Source organism: Flavobacteriales bacterium, assembly GCA_020635795.1.
Lineage (GTDB): Bacteria > Bacteroidota > Bacteroidia > Flavobacteriales_E > Vicingaceae > Vicingus.
Window position 1 is genome coordinate 60,859 of the sequence record JACJZD010000007.1, and the last position, 17,727, is coordinate 78,585.

A 17,727-nucleotide genomic window follows, 5' to 3' on the forward strand; every position below is an offset into this window, starting at 1 on the left:
AAATTGATGATATTGTAGCTGATTTTAGTGATAGGATTTACATTCTTGAATCTCCTCATACGACTGAAATAAAATTAAAAATCCGGCATGCGGTGAAACTGGTTTGGTTATGTCGAAAGAGTTATTTAATATTTCAACTCCAATTGGAATTGCTATTCAAAATAAAGAAATTGATAAGACCGGAATATTAAATGCCGTCCAATTTCCACTTGACGAAAGAGTTTATGAGTCAGTTCCCAAATCACTTCTAGAGTACATGAATATTAAAAAACTCAAATATTCAAGTAATCACTTCTTGAATGATATTAAGAAAAAGATTAGTGGAATTGATGAATTAAATACAGTAGCAAATCTCCGAGAAAGAATCGAAAAGGTCACAAAAGAAAATGAAATCAAAGAAATAATAGTTTGTGGATTTATTAGCCAGGCCTACATGGAATTGGCTTTTTCTGAAATTAAGAATATTAGATTTAAAACATGGACTCCATTAAATGTGAATGGAGCAATTATCAATATCAGGTACACTCACCATCCATCACCTAAACGTAATGGGGCAAATTGGTCAATATAAAAATGAACTTTTGCTAACAATGTATAAACGGCATTAAAACGACCGCTTATACGGAACGTTAAAGCAATTCCTTCAACTCACTCAAACAATGTATCTCGTGGTGGGCTTGGTGCTGATGGGCAACCTTGTTAAAATTAAAATAAACACTGTCCATTTTTACTCGTTGTGCACCATAAATATCGGCGTAATAGTCATCGCCAATCATAATAGAGTTGGTAGCTTTTGCACCAGCATTTTTCAGGGCTTTTTTAAAAATTAAAGGGTGTGGTTTTTTTACTCCAACTGTTTCCGAGAAAATAAGCTGGTCGAAAAAATGCCCAATTTTAGATTCGCGTAATTTAATGTGTTGTACTTCTTCAAAACCGTTGGTAATAATGTGCAACTTGTACTTGTTGTTTAAATAATTTAGCACCTCCAAAGTGTGAGGCAACAAAATGGTTTGCATGGGCGATTGGTTCACATAAAAATGCCCCATTTCATTAGCCATGTGGGCATTTTCAACTTTAAAATGTTTTAGTGTAAGGTTAAAACGTTCGCCACGTAATTCGTCTTTGGTAATTTTGTTTTTACGGTAACGTTCCCACAACAACTCATTAATCTTATAGTATTCGGTTAAAAAATCATCTTCAAATTCGATGTGCTGTTGCAAACCAAAATCGTTAAAAATATCGAGCAACACCTTTTTGGAGTTTTCTTCAAAATGCCACAAGGTTCGATCTAAATCGAAAAATATGTGTTCGTAGGTTTTAATGGTTGATAGTGTATTGTTGTTAGTATATAGTGTATAGTTTTTAGTTTGTTGTCAATTAGTTTGTTTTTCCAATTGTGGACTGAGAACTGAAGACTGAGAACTGTAAACTAAACTTAAAGATGTTTCTCGGCATGGTACGACGAACGAACCAATGGTCCACTTTCAATGTAGTTTATACCCATTTCCATTCCTGCTTTTTTGTATTTAGCAAATTGGTCAGGGTGAACAAATTCAACAACAGGTAAATGTTTTGGGGTTGGTTGCAAGTATTGCCCAATGGTTACAATTTCGCAACCTACATTTCTTAAATCTTGTAAGGTTTCTAACACTTCTTCTTCTGTTTCGCCTAAACCCAGCATAATGCCCGATTTTACTTTCATTCCACCATCTTTTAAACGTTTCAGCACTTCAAGACTTCTGTCGTATTTGGCTTGTATTCTAACTTGCTTAGTTAATCTTCTTACGGTTTCTAAGTTGTGTGAAACAATTTCTGGAGCTACATCAATAATTCGTTGTAAATTATCCCATTCACCTTTAAAATCAGGAATTAAGGTTTCTAAGGTTGTATTCGGGTTTAGCTCTCTAATTTTGGTAATGGTTTCAGCCCAAATAATCGAACCTCCATCTTTTAAATCATCTCTATCTACCGATGTAATTACACCGTGTTTAATTTTCATCAATTGAATAGACTTAGCAACTCTTTCTGGTTCTTGCAAATCAACAGCCAAAGGTCTTCCTGTAGCCACATTACAAAACCCACACGAACGAGTACATATATTTCCTAAAATCATAAAAGTAGCAGTTCCTGCACCCCAACATTCTCCCATATTCGGACAGTTTCCACTCTCACAAATGGTATGTAATTTATGATCGGAAACTATATTCCGTACCTTTTTATATTCTTCACCAGTTGGTAATTTTACTCTCAACCAATCTGGTTTACGTACTCTTTCTGCTGTCTTCACTGAACTATTCTCCATGTTATATTATTCTGTTTTTTTGCTGCCAAAATTAAGTGCTACAAATAAATTTAAGAAAAACTGTTGGTTAGGTGTTTTAGCCATAATCGGAACATCTTGCAAAAATGCATCTAAAGTTGCACCTACTTCTATAGCGTTAATGTTGCTGACTTGTCGCGAAGATTCAAAACCTAAGCCCACTTTTAAATATGCTCCAGGATAAAAACGACCATTTAAAAAACCTCTAAAAAACGAAGCTTTACCAATAATATCTCCTCTATCGTGTCTGTCGGGGTCGTAACGCTGTATTTCAGTTATGGGTAATTTATCTATATTCTGCGTAATCACCTCTAAATAAACAGGTTTTGCATAAGCAGCAGTAATTCCGTAATGAATAAAGTAAGATATTTCTACCCCTTTTACACTTTGTTTACTGATAAAGGTTTTGTGGTTTCCCGTTGAAAAACGAAGTGCCAACAAATAATTCATTTTACCATAAAAATAACCGTTCGAGTTATCTAAAATAGAACTAAATGTTTTTATTTCTTTTGGATGTTTTATGGTGGTAAATTCTACTTCGTAGCCTCTTTTACTAAAACCTGAAGTGTACATGGAATATCGGTAATTCAACCCCCAGCCTGTAGTATGCAAATGCCCACCAAAAACTTGGTCGCGTTTGTAAATGGTTCGAGCTTCTTCAAAAACCGTTTCTTGTGCCATCATTAACGCTGGCAAAACAATTAGTAGAAGTATGGCGAGATTTTTTCTCATTAAACACCAAAGTTAATAAATATAATGTTTTAATATAACAAAGTTAGAATGTAACAATGTGTAGATTTGTAGCATGATTAACTAACGCTTATTAGCCATCAAATCAAACAAAAATGATTACATCAAAAGTAAAATATTTAGGTAGTTTAAGAACAGAGGCAGTTCATGTTAGAAGCAACACAGCAATTTTAACCGATGCCCCGGTTGATAACAATGGAAAAGGTGAAAAATTTTCTCCAACTGATTTGGTAGCAACTGGTTTAGCAAGTTGTATGGTAAGTATTATGGGCATACAAGCCAATACAAGTAACATTACGTTGGGAGATATTAGTGCAGAGGTAACAAAAATTATGGCTGCCAATCCTCGAAGAATTTCAGAAATTATTGTTGACATCAATTTTAGTAATCACAACTATACGGATAAAGAAAAAACAATATTGATGAATGCAGCTAAAACTTGTCCGGTAGCGGTAAGTTTACACCCCGACATTAAGCAAACCGTAAGTTTTAATTTTTGATAGCATCCAAAATATCGTTTACCGATATAGATAAATGCGAAGCATGGTAAACACATTTACCATTTTGTAATACAATTACTTGGGGCGATTCGTGGTAAACATCAAAATCTGAAGCAATTTGATTAGAAATTGTTCTGTACTGGATTAAATCTAAATAATAAGTTGGAATTTTTTCGTTGTTTTCCCATTTAGATTCTAAACGGAATTTAGCTGTAGAACTTATCGAACAACGAGTACTGTGTTTAAAAATTAAAACGGCTTTAACCTCTTCCATAGTTGAATCTTCAACAGCTTTATTCAGGTCTGCTAAAGATTCAATGGTTAACCAATTCATTAATTAAGCAGGGATAGTTTTTGTAGTGTTTGCTTTTCCGTAAGCAGGACAAGTCTCGTGCGATTTACAAGAAGAGTAAACTATTGCAATTAAAAAAAGAGTGGCTGAAGCAAGTAAAACTTTTTTAGTCATCGTATCTATTATTCGTTAGCTATTTTACAAAGATAATAATATTAACTTTCAAAAAACAATTTAAGTTATTCACAAATGCCTCTTTTATAAGAAAGTATTGATTTTAAAGGTTGTTTTATTCAAATTAAAATTGAAATTTTATATTATTAACCAATTCAATAAAAAAGTTAATTTTTAAATGGAACATGTAGCACCAAAAATTGAAGAAAGCTGGAAAAAAGTCCTCGAAGCCGAATTTAACTCCGATTACTTTAAAAAGATTAAACACTTTTTAGTTGAAGAAAAAAGGAAATCGACCATTTTTCCTGCTGGTAAAGACATTTTTAACGCCTTTAACCTTACTCCTTTTAACCAAGTAAAAGTGGTTATTATTGGGCAAGACCCTTATCATGGTCCAAATCAAGCTCATGGTTTATGTTTTTCAGTTTTAGATGGCGTTAAACATCCACCATCGTTAGAAAACATTTTTAAAGAGATAAAAACCGATTTGGGCTACGAATATCCAAAAAGTGGCAACTTGACCAATTGGGCAAAACAGGGTGTTTTATTGTTAAATGCTACACTAACTGTCCGCCAAGGTGAGGCAAACTCCCATCAAAACATTGGTTGGCAAAAATTTACCGATGCAGTTATTGAAAAATTATCGACTGAAAATGAAGCCATCATTTTTTTACTTTGGGGTGGTTTTGCAAAGAAAAAAGGGCAAAAAATTGATGCTACTAAACATCATGTGCTAACTTGCGGACACCCTTCACCATTGAGTGCCAACAAAGGACATTGGTTTGGAAACAAGCATTTTAGTAAAACCAACGAATTACTTCAAAAAATGGGCAAAAAACCTATTGATTGGAAAATAGAATAATACCAACTTTACCACGTTAAATACTCTTGTTGAAAAACTTCCTACTCATATTATTTTTTGTTCTGTTCGGGTTAACTACTGTATTTTCCCAAAAAATAACATTGGCAACTTTTTTTAACGACAGTACAATAAAATCGTCGAAGCTAATTACACACAATAGGTATTTTGAAGCTAGTCAATTAAACAACGAACTCAACAAAGTAATAAATGAATTAAATGGTAAAGCCTACTTAACCGCTAGCATTGACAGTATTATTGTCGACACCACATTTTACAAAGCCTACATTCATCTTGGCAAAGTGTACAAATGGAATTATTTAACGCCTGTAAATATTGATGAGGAGGTTTTAAGCAAAATCGGGTTTAGAGATAAGGTGTTTAACAACAAACCTTTTAACAAAAGTCAATTGAACAATTTTTTTATAAGGATTATAAAACACTACGAAAACAACGGTTTCCCTTTTGCTTCTTTGCAGTTTGATAGCATAAAAATTGAAGACAACACCTTTAAAGGAAATTTAGTCCTCAACAAAAATCATCGGTATAAAATTGATAGTGTGTTAATTCATGGCAATGCAACCATTTCTAAACAATACATTCAAAATTACATTAGAATAAAAAATGGCGATAGCTACAACGAAGCGTTGGTTAAAAACATTACTATTCGTATTAAAGAGTTGCCTTTTGTTGAAGAAAAACAGCCCTTTAAAGTAATTTTTAACGAAAGTGAATCTAAAATTGTATTGGATTTAAAAAAGAAAGCAGCCAGCAGATTTAATGGTATTTTGGGTGTTCAACCCAATAACCAAACGGGCAAAATTCGATTAACAGGAGATGTTAAGCTGAACTTGCTCAATTCGTTTAAAAAAGGCGAAGAAATATTTTTTAATTGGCGGTCTATTCAAGAGCAGACACAAGATTTGAATACTGGAATAGCTTATCCTTTTTTATTTAACACACCTTTTGGGTTTGACTATAACTTTAAATTGTACAAACGCGACACCACGTTTATTGATGTGTTTAATAAAATTGGTGTGAGATATATTTTGAAAGGGAACAACTATTTTAGTGTCTTTTATCAAAACAAAAACTCCTCATTACTCTCTACAAAACGCTTTGCCTCACTTACCGTTTTACCCGATTATGCTGATGTTTCTACCCAACTTTACGGAATTGGAATACATTACGCAAAATTAGATTACAACCTCAATCCAAGAAAAGGATTTAGTATCGTTGCCGATGGTTCGGTGGGAACAAAAATCATCTCAAAAAATAGTGCCATTAAGGAGTCGCTTTACGATGGGATAAAACTAAATTCAAGCCTGTACAACAGTAATTCGGTGTTAGATTTTTATTTCCCAGTAGCCAAACGAAGCGTAATTAAATTAAGTTCTAAAAATGGTTTTACCATCAACGAAAGTTTGTTCGATAATGAATTGGTTCGAATAGGAGGCTTGTTCACGTTACGTGGTTTTGACGAAGAATCAATATTTACTACATTTTACAGCATTGGGACATTCGAGTTTCGTTACATTTTAGAGCAAAATTCCTACCTATACTTATTCTTCGACCAATCGTATTACGAAAAAGACAATATTAAAGGTTATATCTCCGACCGCCCTTATGGTTTTGGAACTGGAATGAGTTTTGACACCAAAGCAGGTATTTTTTCGATCAGTTATGCATTAGGACAACAATTCGACAACCCAATTTTGTTTAGATCGGCAAAAATACACTTTGGTTTTATTAACTTCTTTTAATTGAATAATTACTTACTTTTGCACATTAATTTTTTGATAATCTATGACCAACATCATAAATCCTATTTATTTTAACGAAGAAAAAATTCTTGAATTAAAACGCCAATACGAGAATGGAAACCCTTGCAAACATATTGTTTTACCTGATTTTTTAGTTGAAGATTTCGCTACTTCTCTTTACGAGAACTTCCCTAAAATGGATGTATTAAATGTAAAACGTAAAAGCATTAACGAAAACAAAAACGAAGATTATCATTTTGAAAGGTTTCATCCTGATTTTTTGGTAATTAAAAACGCATTGGCTAGTCCTGAATTTATTAAAATTGTTGAAACCATTACTGGTTTAAACGATTTGGTTACTACTAACGATGCTTTGGGCGCTGGAGTACACCAAGGAGCTAACGGAAGTTATGTTGATATTCACATCGACTCCAACTTTAACCCTATGGAAAACCTATGGAGAAGGCTAAATTTTTTAATTTACCTTAACAAAGAATGGAAACCTGAATATGGTGGCGATTTGGAGTTATGGGACAAAAAAATGACACAATGTGTAACCAAAGTTCCATGCGATTTTAATAGAGCTGTAATATTTTTAACCGACGAAACTTCACCTCACGGTTACGGAAAAATTAACGTTCCAGAAGGTGAAACAAGAAAATCGTTCTATACTTATTACTCTACTGTTACCGATAAAAATTTTAAGTATGTAGATTCTCATTTTATTGCTCGACCAGATGATGCGTTGGGTAAAAAAATTGCTACATCAATTAAAGAACCGTTGAAACTAAACATTAAGCGTATTTTGAAAAAATTAGGGATAACATCTTTAGATTTTCAAGATAAAAACAAGAAGAAATTTTAGGGAATAGTTGGAAGTTGGAGGACGGAGGACAGAAGACAGAGGACAGAAGTTGGAAGATGGAAGACAGAAGAAATAAAAAAACACTAAAAACTTTGCAAAGTTAGCTCCCGATAGCTATCGGGATTGCGAGAAATAAGAAGGTAGAACTATGACAAGAAAAAAACGACAAAATCCGTTTTCGAAAGAGGCAACAAAGAAAGCTTTAAGAGTTTTTCAATTTATTAAACCATTTAAAGTTCCATTTATTTTTGGTCTTTTTGTTTTACTACTATCAACAGTGGCAACACTTGCGTTTCCACGTATTTTAGGCAACTTGATGGACGCTGTTAAAAGCTCGTCTGACAAAGAAGTTACTTTTTTTATACAATTGATTATTGGATTGTTTTTTGTTATTGGAATTTCGGCGTTTTTACGAATCTACCTTTTCGGAATTGTAGCTCACAAATCGTTGGCATTGCTTAAAAACAAAACTTACGAACACCTTATCTCTTCACCAATGAGTTTCTTTTCTCAAAAAAGAGTTGGTGAATTAAGCAGTAGAATTAGTGCTGACATTTCATTATTACAAGAAACATTTACCATTACCATAGCCGAATTAATTCGTCAGTTTATTACCATTCCTGTGGGTTTGTTTTTCTTGTTTTACATTTCTGGTCGATTAACCATTTTTATCATTGCTGTCATCCCTATTATTGCTCTTATTGGAGTATTCTTTGGTAAGTTTATTAAAAAACTATCCGTAGTAGCACAAGACGACATTACCGAGTCAAACAAGGTAGTTGATGAAACTTTACACGGTATTGCTAATGTTAAAGCTTATGCTAACGAGTTTTTTGAAATTCTACGTTATAGAAATAGTATTGATCAATCCGTAGAAACATCCATTAAGAGAGCAAAATGGAGAGGTATGTTTATTGGTTTAATTATGTTTGTAGCTGGTTCGGCATTAATGGCTATTGTTTGGTATGGCTTGCATATGGTTCAATTAAACGAAGCTGACCCCACAAAAGGAATTACCATTGGAGAATTATTGCAATTTGCTTTGTATGCTGCATTTTTAGGGGTTTCGTTTGGTGGTACTGCCGATTTGTTTTCACAATTACAAAAATCAATTGGAGCTACAGAAAGTTTGATGGATATTTTAGAAGAAAAAACAGAAGAAATATCACTATCAAAACCAAACAGCATCAAAATTGAAGGAAACTTAGCTTTTAACAATGTAAACTTTTCCTACCCTTCACGTAGAGATATTAATGTATTAAAAAACATATCCTTTGAGGTTGAAAAAGGTAAATTATTGGCTTTTGTTGGTCCTTCTGGAGCAGGAAAATCGACTATTGCAGCGTTGGTTTTTGGTTTTTACCGACCAACCGAAGGTGAAGTTACCATTGATGGAAAAAATTTAAAAGATTATCATCTTTCAGAAATAAGAAGTCAGATGGCACTAGTACCACAAGAAGTAATGCTTTTTGGAGGAACAATCAAAGAAAACATTGAATACGGAAAACCAGGTGCTACCGAAGAAGAAATTTTTGAAGCTGCAAAACAAGCCAATGCGCTTGATTTTATTGAAAGTTTTCCTGAGAAATTTGAAACACTTGTTGGCGATAGAGGTATACAATTGAGTGGCGGACAAAAACAACGTATAGCCATTGCAAGAGCCATTTTAAGAAACCCATCTATTTTGGTTTTAGATGAAGCAACAAGTGCTTTAGATTCGGAGAGTGAAAGATTGGTTCAAGAAGCTTTAGAGCGATTAATGAAAGGCAGAACATCTATAGTTATTGCTCATCGTTTATCTACCATTAAAAATGCTGATTCAATTATTGTTTTAGATAATGGAAAGATTAAAGAAAAAGGCACACATGCTGAATTACTTAAAAAAGACGACGGTATTTATAAAAATTTAAGCACCATTCAATTGGCGGCTGTGTAATATATATCCACTCAATTTAAAAAAGGGAATAACAATGTTATTCCCTTTTTTTTTATTCAAAACCTTCCTTTTAGCACCGTCGTTATTGATAAATATCATTTTTTGTCATGATGCAAATCATGCTAAAAAATTGGCTTTTAAACTAACTTTATTAATATAAATCATAAATAACTAACTTAAACTAAACCTATGAAAACGATTTTAAAGACATTTCTTGCAACATTATTACTAATTCACTTTACAACTCAAGCTCAACAACGAGTTGCATTGCATAGTAGTGGAGTAACCACTATTTTCAACACCATTAATCCATTTGTAGATGCCTACAATGCAGCTATAACAGGTGATACTATTTATCTTTCTGGAGGTGCATTTCAACCACCAACAACAATAGATAAAGGACTCACTATCTTTGGAGCTGGTTTTCACGAAGATTCTACGGCTGCAACTAATTTAACTAAGATAACTTTAGGATTTACTATTGGAGAAAATGCAGATAATTTACATTTAGAAGGGCTTTTTTTTCAAGCTACTATTTCTACACTATCCAATACTTCCTTTAATAATGCGCACATTACTAGATGCTATTTTAATTCAAGTCTTACCATAAGTGGTAATTCAGGAAACAATACAGATAACTTATTGATTTCTGAAACTGTTTTTAATGGTAATGTAAATATTGAGAATGTGCACAACTCCATGATTACGAATAGCATTTTCGAAGGCCAATTGTCTTATACCGTAGGTAATTTAATACAAAACAATATCTTTTTAAGAAATGGAGGTTCGTGGAGTTCGGCATCTGGAAGAACTATTTACAATGCTAATTCCAATACATTTAAGAACAATGTAATTTTCAACGCTGATATGTATTCTATTAGTGGAACTGGAAACACATTTGAAAAAAACCTATTCTGCCATTCTAGTCCAGAACTTGGTGTGTCACCCATTTCAATTAATAACTATATCGGAGTAACCCAATCTACCGTTTTTGTTAACCAAGTTGGTTATACTTGGGTAAAAACCAATGATAACCACTTGCTCGACCCTGTAACATATGTTGGTACAGACAACAACCCTGTTGGAATTTACGGCGGCACATTCCCTTTTAAAGCTGGATTAATACCTCAAAACCCACACATTAGATTTAAACAAATTGCTCCACAAACCGATACCAACGGCGATTTGAACATTCAAATTGAAGTTGGTGCTCAAAACAATTAAAAAACCACTTATAACTAAAACTAAACATATGAAAACAATCTTTAAAACAATTCTAGCAAGTTTTTTACTATTTAACTTATCAGCTCAAGCTCAACAAAAAGTAGCCTTACACCATAATGGAGTAACAACTATTTTTAGCAACATAAATCCATTTTTAGATGCATATAGTGCCTCTATTGACGGAGATACCATTTATCTACCTGGTGGAACATTTACTCCTCCACCTAATTTTGACAAAAGATTAACTATTTTCGGAGCTGGACATTATGTAGATTCTACCCTTACTACTGGTAAAACATTTATTAATGGAAATGTTACTTTAAAAGAAAATGCTGATTTATTTCATCTTGAAGGAGTCGAGATTACAGGTCATGTATACTTATCTTCAAATGAATCCATTAATGGAGTAATAATAAAACGCTGTAAAATTAATGGGCAGTTAAATGTTAATGGAAATTTATCTAATCCATCAAATAATTTAAGCATTATTGGAAATGTTATTATTCAACGTATTAATTTAGAAAATGCACAAACGGCATTGCTTTCTAACAATATTATTGTGAACACGTTTCAGGGTTCAGAAGGGAATTTGATAACTAACAATATTATTTTAGGTTACATCTATGGGTCATCTTATGACTATTTATTTTTCGGAAACAATAACACCTTAAACAATAACATTATTATTTGGGAAGGTTATAATGCTGATGTAAATGGTTATGGAAACATTTTTAATAATAATATTTATGTAGAACCTACTCCTTCTTACGGGGTAACTCCAACAGCTACTGGCAACTATACAGGCATACTACAAGCCGATATTTTTGTAAACCAAACAGGCACAGCTTTCAATTATTCTTTTAATTATCACCTTCAAAACCCAGGAACTTTTTTAGGTACAGATGGAAGTGAAGTAGGTATTTATGGAGGGATGTTTCCTTACAAAGAAGGAGCTGTACCACAAAATCCACATATACAAACTAAAAACATTGCCCCACAAACCGATAACAATGGCGATTTAAATATTCAACTAAAAGTTGGAGCACAAACTAATTAAAATTTAAACTTATGAAAAAGATATATATATTATTGATAGTACTAGCGGGTTTTATATTTGAACTAAATGCTCAAACAGTAATAAATGAAGGATTTGAATCAGGAACATTTAACACTTTAATATCCTATCAAACTGTTGGAACTTATACTGTTCCACCTGGAATAATAAACAACACCAATTTTGGAAGCACCAAAGTTTTTAGTTTTGGAAAATCAACTTGTGGATCAAGCTGTTTTAATAATTACAAAACAACCTTAACCATAACTTTTCCAACACCAACCTACGTAAATTCAATTAGTTGGAAAGAAATGGAAATTAGTGGTAATTGGGGTTCGCAGGGTCAAGTTTTACTCGATAATGTAGCAATGGGTTCTGCTGATTTAGGTGCTTTACCAGTTAACAGTACTGTGCCAGATGCTACTCCTCGTAATAAAGCATATAGTATAAATCAAACAGTAACAACCATTAAATTAGAGGTGAATGATATTACTAATGCAAGTGAAATTATCATTGATGATTTGCTGGTTAATTATAGTGTCATACCAAAAATAGTTGGCTATGAATACTGGTTTAACAATGATTTTGCTAACAAAACAAGTACAACCATTTCGCCAGTTGATCAACTCAATTTAAATACCAATATTCCAACTAATGGTTTATCCAATGGAATCCATACCTTCAATTTTCGTTCGTGGGACAATAGTTCGAAATACAGTAGTGTGGTAAGCCAATTTTTTTATAAAATTAATCCAACTGCTACCGTAAACAGAGATATAGTTGCTTACGAATATTGGTTTGATAATGATTATGCAAATGTGGTTGCACAAACAGTTACCAACCAACAACAGCTTAATTTAAGTACCATTATTGCAACCAATGCGATAAGCAATGGCGTTCATTCGTTTAACATTCGTTTTAAAGACAATACCGAAATGTGGAGTAGTGTGTTGAGTCAGTTTTTTTATAAAATGCCACCAACAAGTATAACATCGAATAAAATTACTACTTACAGGTACTGGTTCGATAGCAATTTTGCTCAAGTTAATACGGTTAATTTACCAACACCTGTACAGCAGTTAAACCTTATTGATGATCTTGATTTAACACAACTTACAAAAGGAATACACACCATTCATTTTCAATTTAAAGATAGCCTAAACATGTGGAGTGTAGTTACATCCGATTCAATAAATAAAATGGCACTACCAATAGCCAATTTTAACTATACCATGTCTGGAAATTGCGATTCAACAGTAGTTTCATTTGCCGACAATAGCATTGATGGAGATACCTATTTGTGGAACTTTGGTGATGGAAACAATAGTAATTTAACTAATCCATCGCACACTTATTACAATACGGGAGTTTACAATGTATCATTAACGGTTACCGATACGTTGTCAGGTTTAGATAGTACAATAGTTGTTCCTGTATCTATTTACATGAAAACATCATCATCTATTAGTGCTACCGAATGCGATAGTTATACTGCCCCTGATGGTGCTATTTACACTACATCTGGAATAAAAACTGCTGTAATACCTAATAGTGTGAGTTGTGATAGTACCATAACCATTAACTTAACCATAAAACAAAGCACAACAAGCACTATTAATGAAACCGCTTGTTTTAGTTATACTGCACCCGATGGTATTGTTTATACTACTTCAGGAGTAAAAACTGCTACCATACCAAATGCAGTAAGTTGCGATAGTGTAATTACCATTAATTTAACCATCAACAATGTTGACAATACTGTTAATCATACATTAAACACATTAACCAGTAATGCCAATGCTGCTTCATACCAATGGTTAGATTGTGATAATGGAAACAGTCCGTTGGTTGGAGAAAATAATCAAAGTTTTACGGCTACTATAAATGGAACTTATGCTGTTCAAGTTACCCAAAACGGTTGTGTCGATACTTCAAGTTGTATTGTAATCAACACAGTTGGGATTATCAACAATACATTTAAACATGACGTGGTTGTTTATCCTAACCCAACTAAAGGTGCTGTAAATATTGATTTAGGAGTTGTTTACAAAAATGTAACTATTGAAGTGTATGATGTTTATGGAAAATTGGTTTTAAACCAAAAATATTTTGATGAAAACTTCATTCAACTCAACTTAAACGAACCTTCTGGTTTATATTTTGTTAAGTTACAATCGGATGATTATAGAGCTACCATCCGAGTTGTTAAACAGTAGTTCCCATTAATTATGGCCTCAACATTAGTAATGATTTCATTTTTAATGTTGAGGCTATTTTTAATAAGCAATGGTTTCAAAAATTTTTATCTTTACAAAAAAAGTAACCCATGAAAAACATTTTCAACTCATCAGATTGTCAAGAAATTATTGCTAGAATAAATCAATTAACACCAACAACAAAAGCCGTTTGGGGCAAAATGAGCGTATCACAAATGTTGGCACACTGTAATGTTACTTATGAATTGGTTTACGATAACAAACACCCTCAACCAAAAGGTTTTATGAAATTTATTTTGAAACTCTTGGTTAAAAATACGGTGGTGAGTGAAAAACCGTATAAACATAGTAGCCAGACAGCTCCTGTATTTATTATTAGTGATGAAAAAGATTTTGAAGTTGAAAAAAAACGTTTAGTCGACTACATCACAAAAACTCAGCAATTAGGCGAAAAAGAATTTGATGGAAAGGAATCTCACTCGTTTGGTACTTTAAATAAAACCGAATGGAACAACATGTTTTATAAGCATCTCGACCACCATTTGAGACAGTTTGGTGTTTAGTTAAACCTTTAGAATAATTACAGGTATTTCTTCCTCAACGCTATCAAATAGTTCAATTACATCGCTATTTTTCATTCTTATACAACCGTGCGAAGCGGGTTCGCCAATATAACCTTCTTCTGAAGTGCCGTGTATGTAAATGTAACGTTTGTATGAATCAATATCTCTTCCTCTATTTATGCCTGGTTCTTCACCATGCAGCCACATAATTCGAGAAGTCACATCATCGGTTAGCGACTTTACTTTTTCGGTATAAATGGTTGAAATCCTTCCTGAATATACTCTAGAATAAAACAAACCGCCAAGCGGTACGTTGTTTCCAATTTTACGTTTAATGGTATGCAAACCTAAAGGAGTTTGCATGCTGTTCATTTTATTACCTACACCCAGCACTGCTGTTGAAACAGGGTATTTTTTTACAACTTTCTGATTGTTGATTAAATACAGCTTTTGATATTTTACCGAGATATAAATAAAGGTTTTAAAATCTTTATCAGGATATTTTAAATTCAGATATTCAGTTAAAAAATCGGCAATGGTTTCGTTGCTAGGTTCTGATTTATTGTAATTGGTTTCATCTTCTGGAGGAATACCAACAATGTAAGGCGATTTTACCACTTTTGTACTTTTACACGATAATAAAACGGAAACTAGCACAAATAAAAATATGTAAGCTAACCTTTTTAACTGCATTATTTTCCTTTACTCATTTTGTCCATAATGGTATAAAATAGATTGGGCAAAAGGGTTTTAAAAGGAATGGCGAGCAGTTCTTTGCTGCCAATGTACACATGGTTTTTATTTCGTTTGAGTGCCGAAATCAGTTTACGAGCAAACACTTCGGTTTTCATGCCATTAATTTGTGCAGGACTATCTTCGTTCGATACAGAGCCATCGGGGTTTAACGAATTTACCGATGCCTTGGTATTAATAAATCCTGGAGCAACCAGCATCACTTTAATGTTTAACGGTTTTAATTCCATTCGTAACGAATCGTAATAACCGTACAAGGCATGTTTTGAAGCTGCATAAGTGGTATGAAAAGGCAAACCGAACTTGCCCAAAATACTTGTTGTTACCACAATACTACCCGAATGTTGCTTTTGCATAACTGGAATTACAGCTTTAGTCAATGCTACATTTCCAAAATAATTGATTTCCATTATTTTACGTTCAACTTCAGTAGTTGTAAGCATAGCAGTACCTTTCTGGCTCAACCCACCATTGTTAAGCAACACATCAATTCGTCCAAATTTTTGAATAACCTGCTCAACCCATTTTTTAGCATCGTGGTGATGTTCCAAATCTAAGGGTAACAACAAAATATTATCGTTGCTTAACCCTGTTTTTTCTTTTACACGTTGCAATTCACTTTCTCTTCGAGCCGAAATAACCAGTTTGCATTGTTCTTTTGCAAAAGCATAACACAAACCCTCACCAATGCCCGATGATGCTCCAGTTATCCAAACTACTTTGTTTTTTAACTCCATAAACCAAAACTACATATTTAAAAACCAAATGCAATACTTGCACTTTTTCCATTTATAAAAAGATTATTGTGAATAAAGCTTAAGTATTCATGTAATCTTGCCATTGAACTAAAACATACTTTAAGTTTTCGCCTTCTTTTTTCTCTAAAAAACCATACTCATAACAAAACAAATACACATCGCCTTTTTGGTTTTTCCAATAATGAGTAAAATATTTTGGATTAAACCCTGATTTTAATAGCTCTTGTTTTCTTATTACTGCCTTACCTGCTTTATTGTAATTTTTTAAAACTCTTCTATTTTGCTTTAATTGCTTGTCGATAGTAACAAATATGTTAGATTGTTTTTCTTTATTATTTTGGTAATGATAACTTGATTTACAATAAGGAGTACAAAATATTTTATCTACTCTACCTTTCAATTTTTCTTTGCAATACAAACATTTCATAGTCGTATATTATACGTTTAATAATCGTTTAAATATACGGATAAATTTGATTTGTAGTTTTATCCTTATTTAAATTTACTTTAATGAAAGCTCAACAACACAAAAACATTACCTTAAAACACTTACTCATAAATAATGAGAAACAAATTGGTATAAAGTTTTATCCTGATAAAATGTTACAAACGGTACTAAAAGGATTACCCGAAATAAAGTGGAGTAATGAATTTGGCATGGCTTACATTAAAAACAACCCTAAAAACTTGAACCTAATTTTTGAAGATTTTAAAGGCTTGGCATGGATTAATTGCTCCAGTTTTTTTCCAAAACACAAAAACAAAACCAATAACAACCCAGTAACTGTTGATAATTACAGACAAAGAGCTTTACCCGAAGACTATCGAAAATGCCCCGAAACCTTTTTACAAAAATTAGAATTGAAACAATACTCCTTAAATACAGCTAAAACCTATATTCATTTGTTTGAAATATTTATTAATCATTACAAAGACAAGGAGCTTACACATATAACAGAAATTGATATTAGAAGTTATTTGCAACTTTTGGTTCAACAAAAAAAATCGCACTCTTACATTAATCAAATGATTAACAGCATTAAGTTTTATTACGAAGTTGTACTTGAAATGCCCAACCGATTTTATAGTGTTGAACGACCATTTAAAAAGGAGAGTTTACCAAAAGTAATTAGCTTAGAAGAGGTTCAATCGATTATTAAAAACACCAACAACATTAAACACAAGTGCATTGTAAGTTTACTTTATTCAGCAGGATTAAGGCGTAACGAATTACTCAACTTAAAATTGGAAGACATTGACAGTAAACGGATGGTAATAACGGTTAAAAACGGCAAAGGAAACAAAGATAGATTAACGATTTTAAGCGAATCGGTTTTGAACGATTTAAGGGTTTATTATAAGGAATGGAAGCCAAAAATTTATTTGTTTGAAGGGCAAAAAGGTGAACAATATACTCCAACAAGTGTTTTAAGAATAATTAAGAATGCCTCTAAAAAAGCAGGCATTAGAAAAAACATTACGCCACATATGCTCAGACATAGTTTTGCCACCCATTTGTTAGAAAATGGAATCGATTTACGTTACATTCAAGTATTGCTGGGACATAATAGCACCAGAACCACCGAGGTTTACACACAAGTTGCAATTAATAATATAAAAGCAATAAAAAGTCCGATTGAATTGCTAAATTTGGGTTAAACACATAGTGCGAATAAAGTGCATATGCACTTTATTCGGAT

18 protein-coding genes are annotated in these 17,727 nt (G+C 32.8%); 11 read left to right on the forward strand and 7 right to left on the reverse strand.

Annotated features, from left to right (window positions below):
• Nucleotides 1-109: 109 nt before the first annotated feature.
• Complete coding sequence (locus H6589_12570; GenBank protein ID MCB9175437.1) at nucleotides 110-571, forward strand: hypothetical protein; 462 nt, start codon at nucleotides 110-112, stop codon at nucleotides 569-571.
• A gap of 58 nt (nucleotides 572-629) precedes the next feature.
• Here H6589_12570 and H6589_12575 read toward each other — a convergent pair whose 3' ends face one another.
• The 3 genes from H6589_12575 to H6589_12585 all read right to left on the reverse strand — a co-directional run bounded on the left by H6589_12575 (nucleotide 630) and on the right by H6589_12585 (nucleotide 3,052).
• Nucleotides 630-1,280 (reverse strand): noncanonical pyrimidine nucleotidase, YjjG family, encoded by a 651-nt coding sequence (locus tag H6589_12575; protein MCB9175438.1) that lies wholly within the window; start codon nucleotides 1,278-1,280, stop codon nucleotides 630-632.
• A 155-nt stretch (nucleotides 1,281-1,435) separates the two neighbouring features.
• Complete coding sequence (gene lipA, locus H6589_12580) at nucleotides 1,436-2,302, reverse strand: lipoyl synthase (protein ID MCB9175439.1); 867 nt, start codon at nucleotides 2,300-2,302, stop codon at nucleotides 1,436-1,438.
• Nucleotides 2,303-2,308: 6 nt separating this feature from the next.
• Nucleotides 2,309-3,052: a hypothetical protein gene (locus H6589_12585; GenBank protein ID MCB9175440.1), complete on the reverse strand. Its 744-nt coding sequence runs from the start codon at nucleotides 3,050-3,052 to the stop codon at nucleotides 2,309-2,311.
• A 113-nt stretch (nucleotides 3,053-3,165) separates the two neighbouring features.
• Here H6589_12585 and H6589_12590 point away from each other — a divergent pair, with 113 nt between their 5' ends.
• Nucleotides 3,166-3,570, forward strand: a complete 405-nt coding sequence (locus tag H6589_12590; protein ID MCB9175441.1) for an OsmC family protein — start codon at nucleotides 3,166-3,168, stop codon at nucleotides 3,568-3,570.
• On the opposite strand, the gene ytxJ is transcribed toward H6589_12590, so the two are convergent.
• Entirely contained in the window at nucleotides 3,560-3,904 is a 345-nt protein-coding gene (ytxJ, locus tag H6589_12595; GenBank protein MCB9175442.1) for a bacillithiol system redox-active protein YtxJ, read from the reverse strand. The genes H6589_12590 and ytxJ overlap by 11 nt on opposite strands.
• A 310-nt stretch (nucleotides 3,905-4,214) precedes the next feature.
• Between ytxJ and ung the strand changes: the two genes are divergently transcribed.
• The 8 genes from ung to H6589_12635 all read left to right on the forward strand — a co-directional run bounded on the left by ung (nucleotide 4,215) and on the right by H6589_12635 (nucleotide 14,516).
• Complete coding sequence (gene ung, locus H6589_12600) at nucleotides 4,215-4,898, forward strand: uracil-DNA glycosylase (protein ID MCB9175443.1); 684 nt, start codon at nucleotides 4,215-4,217, stop codon at nucleotides 4,896-4,898.
• A 101-nt stretch (nucleotides 4,899-4,999) separates the two neighbouring features.
• Nucleotides 5,000-6,658: a hypothetical protein gene (locus H6589_12605; protein ID MCB9175444.1), complete on the forward strand. Its 1,659-nt coding sequence runs from the start codon at nucleotides 5,000-5,002 to the stop codon at nucleotides 6,656-6,658.
• 43 nt (nucleotides 6,659-6,701) lie between these two features.
• Nucleotides 6,702-7,523: a 2OG-Fe(II) oxygenase gene (locus H6589_12610; GenBank protein ID MCB9175445.1), complete on the forward strand. Its 822-nt coding sequence runs from the start codon at nucleotides 6,702-6,704 to the stop codon at nucleotides 7,521-7,523.
• 148 nt (nucleotides 7,524-7,671) lie between these two features.
• Nucleotides 7,672-9,459, forward strand: coding sequence for an ATP-binding cassette domain-containing protein (locus H6589_12615; protein ID MCB9175446.1), 1,788 nt, complete (start codon nucleotides 7,672-7,674; stop codon nucleotides 9,457-9,459).
• Between the two features lie 189 nt (nucleotides 9,460-9,648).
• Nucleotides 9,649-10,683: a hypothetical protein gene (locus tag H6589_12620; GenBank protein ID MCB9175447.1), complete on the forward strand. Its 1,035-nt coding sequence runs from the start codon at nucleotides 9,649-9,651 to the stop codon at nucleotides 10,681-10,683.
• A gap of 28 nt (nucleotides 10,684-10,711) precedes the next feature.
• Entirely contained in the window at nucleotides 10,712-11,740 is a 1,029-nt protein-coding gene (locus tag H6589_12625; protein ID MCB9175448.1) for a hypothetical protein, read from the forward strand.
• Between the two features lie 11 nt (nucleotides 11,741-11,751).
• The gene (locus tag H6589_12630; GenBank protein MCB9175449.1) at nucleotides 11,752-13,953 is read left to right on the forward strand and encodes a T9SS type A sorting domain-containing protein; all 2,202 of its coding nucleotides are present in this window, start codon (nucleotides 11,752-11,754) and stop codon (nucleotides 13,951-13,953) included.
• Between the two features lie 110 nt (nucleotides 13,954-14,063).
• Entirely contained in the window at nucleotides 14,064-14,516 is a 453-nt protein-coding gene (locus H6589_12635; protein MCB9175450.1) for a DUF1569 domain-containing protein, read from the forward strand.
• Here H6589_12635 and H6589_12640 read toward each other — a convergent pair whose 3' ends face one another.
• The 3 genes from H6589_12640 to H6589_12650 all read right to left on the reverse strand — a co-directional run bounded on the left by H6589_12640 (nucleotide 14,517) and on the right by H6589_12650 (nucleotide 16,454).
• On the reverse strand, nucleotides 14,517-15,209 hold the full coding sequence (locus tag H6589_12640) for a L,D-transpeptidase (protein ID MCB9175451.1): 693 nt from the start codon (nucleotides 15,207-15,209) through the stop codon (nucleotides 14,517-14,519).
• Nucleotides 15,209-16,006, reverse strand: a complete 798-nt coding sequence (locus H6589_12645) for an SDR family oxidoreductase (protein ID MCB9175452.1) — start codon at nucleotides 16,004-16,006, stop codon at nucleotides 15,209-15,211. The genes H6589_12640 and H6589_12645 overlap by 1 nt, the downstream gene beginning before the upstream one ends.
• 79 nt (nucleotides 16,007-16,085) lie before the next feature.
• A complete protein-coding gene (locus H6589_12650) occupies nucleotides 16,086-16,454 on the reverse strand; it encodes a hypothetical protein (protein ID MCB9175453.1) in 369 nt (122 codons plus the stop codon).
• Nucleotides 16,455-16,537: 83 nt separating this feature from the next.
• Here H6589_12650 and H6589_12655 point away from each other — a divergent pair, with 83 nt between their 5' ends.
• The gene (locus tag H6589_12655; GenBank protein ID MCB9175454.1) at nucleotides 16,538-17,686 is read left to right on the forward strand and encodes a tyrosine-type recombinase/integrase; all 1,149 of its coding nucleotides are present in this window, start codon (nucleotides 16,538-16,540) and stop codon (nucleotides 17,684-17,686) included.
• The last annotated feature ends 41 nt before the right edge of the window (nucleotides 17,687-17,727 follow it).